This window comes from Rhodopseudomonas palustris, assembly GCF_003591005.1.
In the GTDB taxonomy this organism is placed as follows: Bacteria; Pseudomonadota; Alphaproteobacteria; order Rhizobiales; family Xanthobacteraceae; genus Rhodopseudomonas; species Rhodopseudomonas palustris_K.
Genome location: NZ_QYYD01000006.1, coordinates 22110 through 37285 on the forward strand (window position 1 = coordinate 22110; position 15176 = coordinate 37285).

Below are 15176 nucleotides of genomic sequence, written 5' to 3' on the forward strand. Positions count from 1 at the left end.
CGGCAGCGAAGCTGCCGGACTTGCGCGGCACCGTTGACGGCGACGCGTCAGGGCGGTTCAGTCCGTCCGGTTTTCCCGACACCTCTGATCAGGCCCGCCCATCATGACGACACCCGCCGACCGCCCCGAGACCTCCGTCGACAGCAAGCTGCTCGAAATTCTGGTGTGCCCGATCACCAAGGGCCGCTTGGAGTTCGACCCCGTCCGCCAGGAACTGATCTCCCGCGGCGCCAAACTCGCCTACCCGATCCGCGACGGCATCCCGATCATGCTGCCGGAAGAGGCGCGGAAGATTGGGTGAGCTTCCAACTTAACCCCACAAAGTATGATTGTGGTGCATTTAGCAGGCTGACATCTTTCAACGATGTACTTGATGTACGTCGACGAAAGCGGAGACGTTGGTCTCGTCAATTCACCCACAAGCCACTTTGCGCTCTCGGGGCTCATCGTTCATGAAAGCCGTTGGCGGCATTTCGTCGCCAGCCTAATTAGCTTTAGAAGAACTCTCCGTGACGTCTATGGATTGCCGTTGCGAACGGAATTGCACGCCTCGCAGCTGATCAAAAGTCCGCCGATGCCGGGCATGAATCGTCACATCAGACTAGCAATTCTGAGAAATTTTTTGGATGAGCTAGCCAAGATGGATTTTGTATCCATAACGAACGTGATTGTTTGCAAGGCTGGCAAACCTCTCGATTACGATGTCTTCTCACATGCGTGGCAAGCGCTGTTTCAGAGGTTCGAGAATACGCTCAAAAGCGGCAACTTTCCCGGCAGTCACCGAAATGACTATGGAATTGTTCTGACCGACGCCACTGACGGCAGGAAGCTGCAGCGAATGGTGAGAAGGATGTCAGTTTATAATCCTGTGCCTAACATGGCGAGGATGGGATCGGGACATCGCAACCTTCCGCTGCTTCGGATTATCGAAGATCCCTATCCAAAAGACTCGAAAGATAGCTTCTTCATTCAAGCATGCGATACTTGCGCTTATTTTCTTCTGCAGAAATTTTCGCCAAACAGTTTTGTAAGAAGGGCGGGCGCCCATCACTATCTTAATCGACTTCAACCTGTCCTAAACAGGAAGGCTAGCTATTCAAATGAGCTAGGGATTGTCGTCTTATAAAAGGAAGGGGGAGGCTTTTACACCTCCCCGGTGCAATCCTACTCCTGAGTTGAGCTCAGTTTCAGATCACGTCCTAATAATAACAGGAATCCTATTAAACTCAACGGGATGTAAGCGACTCAAATCGCTCAGCAATCTTGAGTTATACCGCTACAGCGCCTCGCCCTTCAGCAGCCGCGGCGTTTCGCCGGTCAGGCCGGCGGCTTGGCGGATGAAGGCGCCTTTCAGCGGCGGCAAGCGGTCGACCAAGCCGAGCCCGATGTCGCGGACGCTGCGCAGCAGCGGCGATTTGTTCGAAAACAGCAGATTGAGGCTGTTGGTGGCGACGCCCATTGCCATGGTGTCGAACCGCCGCCAGCGCTGGTAGGTCTCCAGCACGTCGGCCTGGCCGGGATCGATCCCGAGCCGCGCCGCGTCGACCACGACTTCGGCCAGCGCCGCAACGTCGCGCAGGCCCATATTGAGGCCCTGGCCGGCGATCGGGTGGATGACGTGGGCGGCGTCGCCGATCAGCGCCAGCCGCGGGCCGATGAACGACTGCGCCACGAAATAGCCGAGCGGAAACGCCTTCGGGGCATCGAGCGGCTTGACCTCGCCGAGCCGCAGCCCGAACCGCTTTTCCAACTCGATCTGAAATTGCGCCGGCGGCAGCGCGACGATATCCGCGGCGACACGGCGCGTTTCTGTCCACACCAGCGACGAACGCCTGCCGGTGAGCGGCAGGATCGCGAACGGGCCGGCCGGCAAAAAGTGCTCCTCGGCGCAGCCGTTGTGGTCGCGCTCGTGCTCGACCGTGACGACGATGCCGGACTGATCGTAGTCCCAGCCATAGGTGGCGATGCCGGCGCGCTCGCGCAGCTTCGACTTGGCGCCGTCAGCGGCGACCAGCAGACTTGCGTCGATGACGCTGCCGTCGCCGAGCGTCACCGTGGTGCGGCCGTCGTTCGACGTATACGCCGTCACCGGCGTGGCACGGAGCTCGACGCCCTCGGCCTCGGCGCGTTTGGCCAGCGCCTCGTTGAGATATTTGTTCTCGACCATGTGGGCGAACGGCTCGCCGGGCTGCACTTCACCGGCGAAGGTGAGAAACACCGGCCGCGTCGCGTCTTCGAGCTCGCTGTCGGTAACGATCATGTCGACGATCGGCTGCGCGGTCGGCGCCACCTCGTCCCAGACGCCGAGCGCCTCGAACAGGCGGCGGCAGGCTGCCACGATCGCGGTGGCGCGCGGATCGCGCGACGGCCGCAGCGCCAGCGCCGGATCCGCGACGATTACCGGCACGTCGGGGCCGAGCCCCTGACGCAGCGCGACCGCCAGCGCCAGCCCGGCGAACGCGCCGCCTCCGATGACAATGCTTCGCGATGACGTCATTTTTTGAACTCTTGCACCATGGTCGGAGCTGGGCGAAACAGGCGGCGGACCGGCCGCAACCCTGCTGGCCGGTTTACCAGACCTCGACGGCGGTGGGAAATCACCCGATGCCGCGCCCGGAGCCCACGACAGTGTCCAAGAGCCTGATCGACCTGATCTCGATCCTCGATCTCGAGCCGCTCGAGGTGAACCTGTTCCGCGGCACCAGCCCGCAGACCAGCTGGCAGCGGGTATTCGGCGGACAGGTGATCGGCCAGGCAATGGTCGCGGGTTGCCGCACCGTCGAGAACCGGCTGCCGCATTCGCTGCATTGCTATTTCATCCTGCCGGGCGATCCGGCGGTGCCGATCATCTATCAGGTCGAGCGGCTGCGCGACGGCAAGAGCTACACCACCCGCCGCGTCACCGCGATCCAGCACGGCAACGCGATCTTTTCGCTGATGATGTCGTTCCACGACGACGAGGAAACCGAGTTCGACCATCAGGACAAGATGCCGGACGTGCCGCCGCCCGAAGCGCTGTCGGCCGAAGAGATCTCCAAGCAGCCGTTCTTCAAGGAGATGCCGGACTTCATCAAGCGCTACTACGAGAGCGACCGGCCGATCGAGCTGCGCCCGGTCGAGCTGTCGCGCTATTTCGGCAAGAAGATCGAGGACGGTCGCATCCATGTCTGGATCCGCACCGCCGCCAAGCTGCCGGACGATCCGGCGCTGCATATGTGCGCGCTGGCCTATGCGTCGGATTTCTCGCTGCTCGACGCGGTGATGGCGCGCTACGGCCGCACGCTGTTCGACAAGCGCATGATGCCGGCCAGCCTCGACCACGCGATGTGGTTTCACCGCCCGTTCCGCGCCGACGAATGGCTGCTCTACGCGCAGGATTCGCCCTCGGCCCAGGGCGGTCGCGGCCTGACCCGTGGCCAGATCTTCAAGCCCGACGGCACGCTGGTGGCGTCCGTGGTCCAGGAGGGCTCGGTCCGGCAGCGGCGGGAGAAGCCGAACGGGTAGCTCACAAACTTCGTCATGGCCGGGCTTGTCCCGGCCATCCACGCCTTTTCGGCATTTCCGGCAGCAAGGCGTGGATGCCCGGCACAAGGCCGGGCATGACGTGTGGAAGCGAATGTGTCCCAGTTCACCGGCCGCATTCTCGGCCCAGCCTCAGGTGGCGCCGTACGTCTACGCCGCCGCGCAGCCAACCTTTTGGGCACTCCGTTCGCTTATTTTCTGCGCGCGCTGCCGCTAAAGCCGGCATATAGAGAGGCGAAGGGACCGCGCGGCGCGGTGCCACAATCTGACGCCAGCCGGGGGCCTCCGCATGAAACTCGTCGTCGCCATCATCAAACCGTTCAAGCTCGACGAGGTGCGCCAGGCGCTGACCGAGATCGGGGTGCACGGCATGACCGTGACCGAGGTCAAGGGCTACGGCCGGCAGCGCGGCCACACCGAGATCTATCGGGGCGCTGAGTACATCGTGAATTTCCTGCCGAAGCTGCGGATCGAAGTCGCGGTCGACGGTGCGCTGGCCGACAAGGCTGTCGAGGTCATCACCCGCGGCGCCCGCACCGGGCAGATCGGCGACGGCAAGATTTTCGTCACACCGATCGATCACGCGATGCGGATCCGCACCGGGGAAACCGACGCCGACGCGCTATAGCTGAGCGCCGAATTCGCTCGGTGCTTGCGACTTCGTCAATCGTCGCCGGAGCGCTGTGCCTTGCGCGAGCACGATCGATGACCTCGTTACTTCGCAGTAGGGCGAGGCGCCTCAATAGCCAATTGCCGCATTATGCTACCGGAAAAACTGCCCGCGCCCTGAGCACGATTGTGTCGAGAGCCTGTCATGCTTATCCTTTGGTCATATTTGCCTATAAAACAGGCGCGACTGAATGGCGCAGCCGGTGTCGCAGTGCGGCAGACGGCAAAAGTTTTGTTTTCCTGAACGATTTCAGCAGGTGAGCCGTCTGGCACGGCATTTGATTCCTAGGCGCGTGGCTGTGCCCGCGTAGTGATGTTCTCCGCGTGGGGATTTTCAGTCGAGATCAAGCCCAAGGCCACGTTGGCCGGGCCCTAGCGGGGATAAGACCCATGAAAATTGTTATGGCGATCATTAAGCCATTCAAACTCGAAGAAGTCCGTGACGCCCTGACCGCCATCGGCGTTCACGGCCTGACGGTGACCGAAGTCAAAGGTTATGGCCGGCAGAAGGGCCACACAGAAATCTACCGCGGCGCCGAATATGCGGTGAGCTTCCTGCCCAAGATCAAGATCGAGGTCGCGATCGCCACCGAGCAGGTCGAGAAGACCATCGAGGCGATCACCAGCGCCGCCAAGACCGGCCAGATCGGCGACGGCAAGATCTTCGTCATCGGCCTCGACCATGCCGTGCGCATCCGCACCGGCGAAGCCGATGCAGCGGCCCTCTGATTTTGCGATCACCCAACTTCCTTCATTCAGGAGACTACAAATGACGTTCAAGCGTCCCTATGGCGCGGGATTGGCAGTCCTCGCCGCCGGCATGTTCGCCGCGACTGCCGCCTACGCCGAGCCGACGGTCAACAAGGGCGACAACGCCTGGATGATGACCTCGACGGTCCTCGTGCTGCTGATGACCATCCCGGGCCTGGCGCTGTTCTACGGCGGCTTGGTCCGCTCCAAGAACATGCTCTCGGTGCTGGCCCAGGTGTTCTACACCGTCTGCATCGTCTGCCTGATCTGGGTGGTCTACGGCTACAGTCTCGCTTTCACCGGCGGCTCCGACTTCATCGGCGGTTTCTCCAAGGCGTTCCTCGCCGGCGTCACCACCGACTCCAAGGCCGCGACCTTCTCGGTCGACGCCAACATCTCGGAGCTGGTCTATATCTGCTTCCAGATGACCTTCGCGGCCATCACCCCGGCCCTGATCGTCGGCGCTTTCGCGGAGCGGATGCGGTTTGCCGCGGTGGCGCTGTTCGTGCCGCTGTGGGTGACGCTGATCTACTTCCCGATCGCCCACATGGTCTGGTACTGGCCGGGCCCGGACGCGATCACCGACGCCGTCAAGGCGCTCGCCGCCGCGACTGACGATGCCGCCAAGGCGGCCGCGCAGGCCAAGCTCGACGAAATCAACGCCGACGCCGGCTTCATCTTCAAGAAGGGCGCGCTGGACTTCGCGGGCGGCACCGTGGTGCACATCAACGCCGGCATCGCCGGCCTGATCGGCGCCCTGCTGGTCGGTCGTCGCACCGGCTACGGCAAGGAGCTGATGGCTCCGCACTCGCTGACCATGACGATGATCGGCGCCTCGCTGCTGTGGGTCGGCTGGTTCGGCTTCAACGCCGGCTCCAACCTCGAAGCTTCGGGCGGCGCTGCGCTCGCCATGATCAACACCTTCGTGGCAACTGCCGCGGCGGCGCTGGCCTGGATGTTCGCCGAATGGATCTTCAAGGGTCACCCCTCGCTGCTCGGCGCGCTGTCCGGCGCGGTGGCGGGTCTGGTCGCGGTTACTCCCGCGGCGGGCTTCGCGGGTCCGATGGGCGCGATCGTGCTCGGCCTCGTGGTCGGCGTGGTCTGCCTGTTCTTCTGCACCGTGGTGAAGAATGCGCTCGGCTATGACGACTCGCTGGACGTGTTCGGCGTTCACGGCGTCGGCGGCATCGTCGGCGCGCTCGGAACCGGCATCCTGGTGAACCCGGCGCTCGGCGGCACCGGCGTCTACGACTACGTCGCCGGCAAGGTCGGCGACTACGACTTCGCCACCCAGATGGTCTCGCAGTGCTGGGGCGTCGGCACCACCGTGCTGCTGTCCGGCATCGGCTCGGCGATCCTCTACAAGGTCGTCGACGTGATCGTCGGCCTGCGTGCCCCGGTCGAAGTCGAGCGCGAAGGCCTCGACCTCGTCGAGCACACCGAGCGCGCCTACAACATGTAAGTCAACCGGCGCGGCCTTCTCCGGAGGCCGCGCCGCCGAGCTACGGGTCAGGCAGATACCCGGCAATGCCTGAGCCGTTGAGGGGCTCCAGCTTCAGGCTGGGGCCCCTGTCTTTTTGGCCGCATACGCGGTTAGGCACCGTCACGAACCGTCGCCGCCGTGCTATATTGCGTCGATGGATCGGACCCTCGCGCTCGACATCCTCCGCAGATCGCAACCGGCGCTGCGCCAGCGCGGCGTGCGCCGCGCCGCATTGTTCGGCTCGGTGGCGCGGGGGACTCATGGTCCGGACAGCGACATCGACATCATGATCGAGATCGACCCGGATGCGCATGTGACTGTGTTCGACTACGCCGACCTCAAGGACTACATCGCCGGCCTGTTCGACCGTCCGGTCGATGTCGTGAACCGCGCGCAACTCAAGCCCCGGGTTGCGCCGACTGCCGTGGCCGACGCGATCTATGCGTTCTGAGCAGTCCGATCTCGCGCTTCGCGACATGCTGCATCACATCGATCTCGCGGTCGCCTTCCTGGCCGAGACGGATCTCGCCACGTTCAAAACCGAGCTGCGAACGCTGTATGCGGTCACCCGCTGCCTCGAGATCATCTCCGAAGCGTCCCGGCGCGTGGCGGACGACGTCAAACATCGCCATCCCGCGATCGGCTGGAGACAAATCGCTGCCGCGGGCAACGTCTATCGCCACGACTATGAAGACGTCGCCGCTAAGATGGTCTGGGACACGGTTCACCGCGCTTTGCCCGAGCTGCGTGCGGCGGTCAGCAGCGAACTCGCCCGCAAGGCGTCGCGCAGCAGCTAGCCGGTGGCTTTGGGAGCCCGCCCGTCGATGGTTAATCGCGTCTTAACCTCGCCGTATCTATGGTGGCTGATCTGTTGGCGCTCGGTCCATCGTGGCGGGGTGTTTCTGAAAGCTGGCGTTTGCGATGGTTGTGTCCGCCTCTCCCTCCTCGGCGCGTGCGGCCGGCAGTCTTGAGGCTGCCGGACAGAGCGAGCGCTCGCCGTTCGCGCGGCTGACCGAACTGCTGGCGCCCTATCAGCCGGGCGAGAAGCTGATCAATCTGTCGGTGGGCGAGCCGCAGCATGCACTCCCGGGCTTCGTCGGCGAGGTGCTGGCGCGGCATATCGCTGACTTCGGCCGCTACCCGATGGCCAAGGGCATCGCGCCGTTCCGCGAAGCAGCCGCGGCCTGGCTGATGCGCCGCTTCGCGCTGCCGCGCACGCCCGATCCCGACTCCGAAATTCTGGTGCTGAACGGCAGCCGCGAAGGCCTGTTCCTCGCCGCGGTCGCGGCCGCCCGCTATGTCGGGCCGCGCAGCGGCACACCGGCGATCCTGCTGCCGAATCCGTTCTATCCCGCCTACGCGGCCGGCACCCGGGCGGCCGGCTGCGAGGCGGTGTTCCTGCCGACCACGCGCGCCAACGGCTTCCTGCCCGATCTGGATTCGCTCGACGCCGCGACGCTGGCCCGCACCGTCGCGATCTTCGTCGCGTCTCCGGCCAATCCGCAGGGCTCGGTCGCGACCACGGCTTACTATGTGAAACTGAAGCAGCTCGCCGATCGCTACGGCTTCCTGATCCTCAGCGACGAATGCTATTCGGAAATCTATACACGCGAGGCGCCGCGCAGTGCGCTGCAAGCCGCCGGCGATGACTTCCGCAATGTCGCGGTGTTCCAGTCGCTGTCGAAGCGGTCGAATTTGCCGGGCCTGCGCGTCGGCTTCGTCGCCGGTGATGCCAACTTCCTCCAGGCGTATCACGAGCTGCGCAACGTCGCGGCGCCGCAGGTGCCGGTGCCGCTGCAGCACGTCGCAGTCGCGGCCTATGCGGACGAGACGCATGTCGAGGAGAATCGTCGCCTGTACCGCTTGAAGTTCGACCTCGCCGATCAGATCCTCGGCTCGCGCTACGGTTATCAGCGCCCCGCCGGCGGCTTCTGCCTGTGGCTCGACGTCGCGGCTTTTGGCGGCGACGAGGCCGCGACCGTCAAGCTGTTCCGCGACGGCGGCGTCCGCGTCATTCCGGGCAGTTATTTGGCGCGGTCGCAGCCGGACGGCAGCAATCCGGGCGCCGGTTACATTCGGGTGGCGATGGTGCAGGACAGCGAAACCACCGCCGAAGCGTTGCACCGTCTGGTGCGGGTTCTAGCGTGAGTCGCGGGGCAGAGCAGTGAGTATGCCGGCGATCGAACGTGTCATTCCGCTGGTCGGGCATTTGCCGACGTCGCTGCGCGACGCGCTGGCCCGCCGCCTGCGCGAACTCGCCGGCTTCGGCCTGATCGGAGTCGCCGCGGTCGCGGCCGCGGCGCTCGCGACCTGGTCGGTACAGGACCCCAGCCTGAGCCACGCGACCTCGCGCAAGATCCACAATCTGATGGGCTATCCGGGCGCAATCGGCGCCGATCTGTCGATGCAGATCCTCGGCCTCGGCGCGATCGGGCTGCTGATGCCGATCGCCACTTGGGGCTGGCGGATGCTCAATCACCGCCCGTTCGATCGCCGTGCCCTGCGATTCGCAGCGTGGATCCTGTGCACGGTGTTCACCGCGGGGCTCGCCAGTTCGTTCCCGCACGACACCGCCTGGCCGCTGCCGACCGGGCTCGGCGGTGTGGTCGGCGATGCGCTAGTCCGCGCGCCATCGCTGGTGTTCGGCCCTGGTATTATCTTCCGAGTCATCCTGACGGTGCTGCTCTCGGCTGCGACCGCCGTGACGTTTCTGATTGCGAGCGGCTACGGCTCGCGCGAGCCGGAGGTCGACGACAGCATCGCCGACGACGTGCCGCTCGACGAAGAGGACGACCGCGACGAGGGCTCGGTGTCGCTGGGCTTTATGGCGCACGCCCTGCTGTCCGCCAAGGCGCGGCTGTGGCGGCTGATCAAGCTGGGCTATCGCAGTCTCGTCAGCAGCGCCGCCACCGGCCGCTCCGCTGCCGCGTTCGAGCGGCAGGAGCCGAAGCTCGGCAGCGGCCGCACCGCGCCGTCGATCGTGCCGCGCGACGAACGCGACTTCGACGACGAGCCGGAGCCCGACGAACCGCCGGCTGACGACGAAATCGAGGACGACGAAGAGGAAGAAGTGCCGGCGCCGCGCGCCCGCAAGAAGCCCGCGCCGAAGCCCGCAGCAAAGAAGCCGAGTCGGTTCGATCTGCCCTCGGTCAACGTGCTGTCGGCGCCCAAGGCATCCGACCGTCAGCCGCTCAACAAGGCCGAGCTCGAAGCCAATTCGCGGGCGCTGGAAGGCGTGCTGCAGGATTTCGGCGTGCGCGGCGAGATCATCAAGGCCAGCCCCGGCCCGGTGGTGACGCTGTACGAACTCGAACCGGCGCCTGGTATCAAATCGTCGCGCGTGATCGGCCTGTCGGACGACATCGCCCGCTCGATGAGCGCACTGTCGGCCCGCGTCGCCGTGGTGCCCGGCCGCAACGCGATCGGCATCGAACTGCCCAACGCGCATCGCGAGAAGGTGTACTTGCGCGAACTGCTCAGCGTGAAGGACGGCAACGAGACGATGCACAAGCTGCCGCTGTGCCTCGGCAAGAACATCGGCGGCGATTCGATCATCATCGATCTCGCCCGCACGCCGCACATGCTGATCGCCGGTACTACCGGTTCGGGTAAATCGGTGGCGATCAACACCATGATTCTCAGCCTGGTGTATCGGCTGCGGCCGGATCAGTGCCGGCTGATCATGGTCGATCCGAAGATGCTCGAACTCTCCGTCTACGATGGCATCCCGCATCTGTTGACGCCGGTGGTCACCGATCCGAAGAAGGCCGTCGTCGCGCTGAAATGGGCGGTGCGCGAGATGGAAGAGCGCTACAAGAAGATGGCCAAGCTCGGTGTCCGCAACATCGACGGCTACAACACGCGCCTCTCGGAAGCCAAGGCCCGCGGCGAAGAACTCACCCGCACGGTGCATACCGGCTTCGACAAGGAGACCGGCAAGGCGATCTACGAGGAAGAGAAGCTCGAGCTGGAGCCGCTGCCCTATATCGTCATCATTGTCGACGAGATGGCCGACCTGATGATGGTGGCCGGCAAGGACATCGAAGGCGCGGTGCAGCGCCTCGCCCAGATGGCGCGCGCCGCCGGCCTGCACGTCATCCTGGCGACGCAGCGCCCATCGGTCGACGTCATCACCGGCACCATCAAGGCCAACTTCCCGACCCGCATCTCCTTCCAGGTGACGTCGAAGATCGACAGCCGCACCATCCTGGGCGAGATGGGCGCCGAGCAGCTGCTCGGCCAGGGCGACATGCTGTACATGGCGGGCGGCGGCCGCATCTCCCGCGTCCACGGCCCGTTCGTGTCCGACGAAGAAGTCGAGAAGGTCGTCAAGCACCTCAAGGCGCAGGGCGCTCCCGAATATCTGGAGGCGGTCACCGCCGAAGAGCCGGCCGAAGGCGAGGACGGCGCGGTGTTCGACGCCACCGGCATGGGCGCCGATGGCGGCGGCGATCTGTTCCAGCAGGCGGTCGCGATCGTCAAGCGCGACCGAAAGGCCTCGACCAGCTATATCCAGCGCCGGCTGCAGATCGGCTATAACCGCGCCGCCTCGCTGATGGAGCGGATGGAACAGGAAGGGATCGTCGGTCAGCCCAACCACGCCGGCAAACGCGAGATTCTCGTCGCCGAAGAAGAGTCCGACTTTTGAGCGGCGGGATCAGCGGCATGGAAATCTCCGCCCCGGAGTCGCGAAATCGCCACAGCACCACGGTAGCGCCAGAGCCACGGCGCGCCGGATCAGCGGCCCCCGCGCAGGATATTGCATTGACGAACGATTCCAAGGCTTTGGCGCCGCGACCGGCGATCCTCTCCGGGCTGGGCCGTGCTGCTGCGGCCGGCGTCGGGCTGTGGCTGGCAACCGCGCCGCTGGCAATGGCGGAGCCGACATCGCCGAAAGCGACCGGAAAGGCGACCGAGCGACAATTCAGCGCCGCCGATCCGGCGCGGCAGGCCAAGCCGCCGCAGCCGGCGCCGCCGCTCACCAAGCTGACGACGCCGCCCGAGCCGGTCATTCCGGATCCGCGCCGCAACGTCCCGGCCTCGATCTTCACCACCTTCGACGCCAAGCAGAAGTCCGACGCCGCCCGGGTCAGCGCCTATCTGTCGTCGCTGTCGACCCTGGTCGGCAATTTCGTTCAGGTCGGGCCGGACGGCAGCAAGCTGAAGGGCGATTTCTACATCATGAAGCCCGGCAAGGTCCGGTTCGAATATGACGACCCGAGCCCGATCTCGATGATCGCCGACGGCCAGTCGCTGGTGGTGCGCGACCGCAGGTTGGCGACGCAGGACGTCTACCCGCTGTCGCAGACGCCGCTGCGCTATCTGCTCAGCGACAAGATCGATTTGCTGCGCGACACCAACGTGGTCGCCATCACGTCGGACGATCTCTACATTTCGATCATCATCGAAGAAAAGAACGCGGTGATCGGCACCAGCCGGCTGATGCTGATGGTCGGCGCCAAGGACGGCCAGCTCAAGCAATGGACCGTCACCGACCCGCAGGGCTACGACACCACGGTGGCGATCTACAATCTCGACACCACGCGTCGCCCCGACCCGACGATGTTCAAGATCGACTACACCGACTACTCGACGCCGCCGGGCTGAGCTTTTCCCATCCCGCCTTTGTGATGGTCCGCTACGCGGACGATGGATGCGCGGGTCAAGCCCGCGCATGACGCTGTGCTTGGGGTCGTTGCTTTCGCAGTGACGAAAATTCCTGAAAGACCGTCATTGCCGGGCTTGACCCGGCAATCCATCGTCTTCGTAAAGGCGCGCCGCTTCGCAAAACGCTGCGGTGCCTGGGCGGTTGTTCACACCCGCAGCTTGCGCCCACCCCTGTGCCGCGCAACAAGGATGCATCGTACGGCTTTCGGTGCCGTCCCGTCTCCTGCGACCGGTCCCTCATGCGCTTCACACTGACGACCTGGAACATCAATTCGGTGCGGCTGCGCATTGATCTGGTGGCGAAGTTCTTGAAAGCGCAGCGACCCGACGTGCTGTGCCTGCAAGAGACCAAATGCCCCGACGACGCGTTTCCGCTGAAGCGCTTCAAGCGGCTCGGCTACGAGCACGTCGCGCTCAACGGCCAGAAAGGATACCACGGCGTCGCGATCGTCTCGAAGATCCCGTTCGTCGCCCGCGACGTGCGCACCTTCTGCGACATCGTCGACTCGCGGCACATCTCGGTGTCGCTCAATACGGCCGATAACGACCCGCCGCTGGTGGTACACAATTTCTACGTGCCGGCCGGCGGCGACATTCCGGATCCGGCGGTGAATCCGAAGTTCAAGCACAAGCTGTCGTTTCTCGACGAGATGCGGGCGTGCGAGGGGCTGCATCCGTCGGGCGACCAGCGCCACATCCTGGTCGGCGATCTCAACGTCGCGCCGCACGAGCACGACGTCTGGTCGCACAAGCAGTTACTCAAGGTCGTGTCGCACACGCCGATCGAATGCGACAAGCTGCTCGCGGTGCTGCGCGCCGGCAACTGGGTCGACGTCGCGCGCGATCGGATTCCGTTGTCCGAGAAGGTCTACACCTGGTGGAGCTATCGCGCCGCCGACTGGACCGTCGGCGATCGGGGCCGCCGGCTCGACCACATCTGGGTGTCCGAAGCGCTGAAGGATCGCGTCACCGACTTCAAGATCCTGCGCGACGCCCGCAGCTGGGAACGCCCGAGCGACCACGTCCCGGTTACGATGTCGATGGAGTTGTGAGGTCCTGTGAGTTCCGTCGCGAACTAACGCCAAGCACCGCGCGCGCCCTCTCCCGCGTGCAGGAGAGCGGGAAGACTATGAACTCAGCTTGGCGCCGGCGATCACGATGTCGCTGGCGATCTGGCTGGTGCGGGAGGCGAATTCGTCGCGCAGCCGGCGCGCGGCCGGCGGGTCGCTTTCGAGCACCCGCTGGAACAGGCTGCGGGCGATCCGTAGTACCGACGAATACTCCAGCGCCACCACATTCGACGGCCGCGGCATCGGCAGCACCAAGGCCAGTTCGCCGATCAAATCGCCCGGCCGTGCGATCAGCTCGTACGGTCCGCCGTCGGACGAGGTGACCTTGAACGATCCGGTCTGAACCACATAACCGGCGTCGGACGGATCGCCGGCCCTGAACAGCGCATCGCCGCGCGCGTAGTCGCGTTGCTCCGACCCGATCGCCAGCATGCGCAGCGAGGTCTCGCCCAACAGCCGCAGCGTCGGGACGCGCTCGAGCAATGCAACATCATCTTCGATCGACATCAGGGACCGGTCAGAACGGAACGCGTCAAACCCTCGATTCGAGAGGTTTTGACGCCGATTCGGTCCCTATTGGTATCACGGCACGAGTTTGTAGCCACCGGCCTCGGTCACGAGAATCTCCGGATTCGCCGCGTCTTTCTCGATCTTTTGGCGAAGGCGGTAAATGTGGGTCTCAAGCGTGTGGGTGGTCACGCCGGAATTATAGCCCCACACTTCCTGCAGCAGCGTCTCGCGCGACACCGCGGATTGTCCGGCACGGTACAGGAAGCGCAGGATGGCGGTTTCCTTCTCGGTGAGACGAACCTTCTTGGCGTTGGCGCCGGTCAGCATCTTCGAGCCGGGGCGGAAGCTGTAGGGGCCTACGGTGAACACCGCATCCTCGCTGGCTTCATGCTGGCGGAGCTGGGCGCGGATCCGGGCCAGCAGCACGGCGAAGCGGAACGGCTTGGCGACGTAGTCGTTGGCACCGCTCTCGAGCCCGAGGATGGTGTCGGAGTCGGTGTCGTGGCCGGTCAGCATGATGATCGGCGCCTTGAAGCCGCCCTTGCGTAGGCTGCGCACCACTTCGCGGCCGTCGGTGTCGGGCAGGCCGACATCCATCAGCACCAGATCCGGCGCATTGGCCTTGGCCGATTGCACGCCCTTGGCGCCGGTGTCGACCGCCGAGGCCTCGAACTCCTCGTGCAGCGACAATTGTTCGACCAGCGCGTCGCGCAGATCGGTGTCGTCATCCACGATCAGGATCTTGCGAGCGTTCGGCATGGTCGATGTCCTTCGGTCTTGCAGGCGTTCGGCCGCTGCGGGCCGTTGCTTCCAAATCACACGCGATTGTATCGCAAACCAGCAAATAGGGATCGTTCCCTCGGAATTGAACAGCGGTATGCTAATTTTGCCGCTTGGGCCATTCTAAACCGTCGTGCAGGATTGAAAAATAGCAGTAGATCAATTGGTTACCTAAACCCGGCGGCGTCGTCGCAGCTTGCGGTCATCCGCGTGCGGGTTGCGGCCGGGCAGCGCAGCCGCGGCTGGCTGACCGCGGCCGGCCTCACCATCCCGGTGGCGCTCGGCCGCGGCGGCATCCTGGCCAACAAGCGCGAGGGCGACGGCGGCACGCCGCGCGGCAGCTTCCGGCCGCTGCGGCTGTGGTGGCGCGCCGACCGCCTGCCGCGCCCGCGCACCTTGCTGCCGGTCCGGCCGATCACCGCCGAGGACGCCTGGTGCGAGGACCCGGCGAGCCGGCACTACAACCGCCCGCTCCGCCGCGGCGCGAGCGAGTCGGGCGACCGGCTGCGGCGCGACGACCACCTCTACGACCTGATCATCGAGATCGACCACAACACCCGGCCGCGGGTCAAAGGCCGCGGCAGCGCGGTTTTCCTGCATCTCGCCCGCGACAATTTCGGTCCCACCGCCGGCTGCATCGCCATGGCGCGCAGCAATCTGCTGAGGCTGCTGGCGCGGATCGGACCGCGGACGAAGATTGTGATCGGGTAGGGGCCACACTCCCG

General features: G+C 64.8%; 16 protein-coding genes. 13 read left to right on the forward strand and 3 right to left on the reverse strand.

The window, feature by feature from the left end:
* Positions 1-103: 103 nt before the first annotated feature.
* Both D4Q52_RS07300 and D4Q52_RS07305 read left to right on the forward strand, forming a co-directional pair.
* On the forward strand, positions 104-301 hold the full coding sequence (locus D4Q52_RS07300; protein WP_119855895.1) for a Trm112 family protein: 198 nt from the start codon (positions 104-106) through the stop codon (positions 299-301).
* Between the two features lie 72 nt (positions 302-373).
* Complete coding sequence (locus tag D4Q52_RS07305; protein ID WP_182915259.1) at positions 374-1126, forward strand: DUF3800 domain-containing protein; 753 nt, start codon at positions 374-376, stop codon at positions 1124-1126.
* A gap of 150 nt (positions 1127-1276) precedes the next feature.
* Here the strand turns inward: D4Q52_RS07305 and D4Q52_RS07310 are convergent, their stop codons facing one another.
* Positions 1277-2497 carry a ubiquinone biosynthesis hydroxylase gene (locus D4Q52_RS07310; protein ID WP_119855897.1) on the reverse strand — a complete coding sequence of 407 codons (1221 nt, stop codon included), beginning with the start codon at positions 2495-2497 and terminating at the stop codon, positions 1277-1279.
* 131 nt (positions 2498-2628) lie between these two features.
* Here D4Q52_RS07310 and tesB point away from each other — a divergent pair, with 131 nt between their 5' ends.
* The 10 genes from tesB (at position 2629) to D4Q52_RS07360 (ending at position 13143) form a co-directional block, all read left to right on the forward strand.
* Positions 2629-3504 (forward strand): acyl-CoA thioesterase II, encoded by an 876-nt coding sequence (tesB, locus tag D4Q52_RS07315; protein ID WP_182915260.1) that lies wholly within the window; start codon positions 2629-2631, stop codon positions 3502-3504.
* Between the two features lie 307 nt (positions 3505-3811).
* Positions 3812-4150: a P-II family nitrogen regulator gene (locus D4Q52_RS07320; RefSeq protein ID WP_119855899.1), complete on the forward strand. Its 339-nt coding sequence runs from the start codon at positions 3812-3814 to the stop codon at positions 4148-4150.
* Positions 4151-4581: 431 nt separating this feature from the next.
* Positions 4582-4920, forward strand: coding sequence for a P-II family nitrogen regulator (locus D4Q52_RS07325; RefSeq protein WP_031337443.1), 339 nt, complete (start codon positions 4582-4584; stop codon positions 4918-4920).
* A gap of 40 nt (positions 4921-4960) precedes the next feature.
* On the forward strand, positions 4961-6403 hold the full coding sequence (locus tag D4Q52_RS07330; protein WP_182915261.1) for an ammonium transporter: 1443 nt from the start codon (positions 4961-4963) through the stop codon (positions 6401-6403).
* A gap of 175 nt (positions 6404-6578) precedes the next feature.
* Positions 6579-6875, forward strand: a complete 297-nt coding sequence (locus D4Q52_RS07335) for a nucleotidyltransferase family protein (RefSeq protein WP_119855901.1) — start codon at positions 6579-6581, stop codon at positions 6873-6875.
* Positions 6865-7221: a HepT-like ribonuclease domain-containing protein gene (locus D4Q52_RS07340; RefSeq protein WP_119855902.1), complete on the forward strand. Its 357-nt coding sequence runs from the start codon at positions 6865-6867 to the stop codon at positions 7219-7221. The genes D4Q52_RS07335 and D4Q52_RS07340 overlap by 11 nt, the downstream gene beginning before the upstream one ends.
* 124 nt (positions 7222-7345) lie before the next feature.
* On the forward strand, positions 7346-8572 hold the full coding sequence (locus D4Q52_RS07345) for an aminotransferase class I/II-fold pyridoxal phosphate-dependent enzyme (protein ID WP_119855903.1): 1227 nt from the start codon (positions 7346-7348) through the stop codon (positions 8570-8572).
* 16 nt (positions 8573-8588) lie between these two features.
* Positions 8589-11072: a DNA translocase FtsK gene (locus tag D4Q52_RS07350; RefSeq protein WP_119855904.1), complete on the forward strand. Its 2484-nt coding sequence runs from the start codon at positions 8589-8591 to the stop codon at positions 11070-11072.
* Between the two features lie 224 nt (positions 11073-11296).
* The gene (locus tag D4Q52_RS07355; protein ID WP_425328459.1) at positions 11297-12031 is read left to right on the forward strand and encodes an outer membrane lipoprotein carrier protein LolA; all 735 of its coding nucleotides are present in this window, start codon (positions 11297-11299) and stop codon (positions 12029-12031) included.
* A 299-nt stretch (positions 12032-12330) separates the two neighbouring features.
* Entirely contained in the window at positions 12331-13143 is an 813-nt protein-coding gene (locus D4Q52_RS07360) for an exodeoxyribonuclease III (RefSeq protein WP_119855906.1), read from the forward strand.
* A 75-nt stretch (positions 13144-13218) separates the two neighbouring features.
* Here D4Q52_RS07360 and D4Q52_RS07365 read toward each other — a convergent pair whose 3' ends face one another.
* Positions 13219-13668: a cyclic nucleotide-binding domain-containing protein gene (locus D4Q52_RS07365; RefSeq protein WP_119855907.1), complete on the reverse strand. Its 450-nt coding sequence runs from the start codon at positions 13666-13668 to the stop codon at positions 13219-13221.
* Between the two features lie 75 nt (positions 13669-13743).
* On the reverse strand, positions 13744-14430 hold the full coding sequence (locus tag D4Q52_RS07370; RefSeq protein WP_054162166.1) for a response regulator transcription factor: 687 nt from the start codon (positions 14428-14430) through the stop codon (positions 13744-13746).
* Positions 14431-14613: 183 nt separating this feature from the next.
* Here D4Q52_RS07370 and D4Q52_RS07375 point away from each other — a divergent pair, with 183 nt between their 5' ends.
* Complete coding sequence (locus tag D4Q52_RS07375; protein WP_119856045.1) at positions 14614-15162, forward strand: L,D-transpeptidase family protein; 549 nt, start codon at positions 14614-14616, stop codon at positions 15160-15162.
* Positions 15163-15176 lie beyond the last annotated feature (14 nt).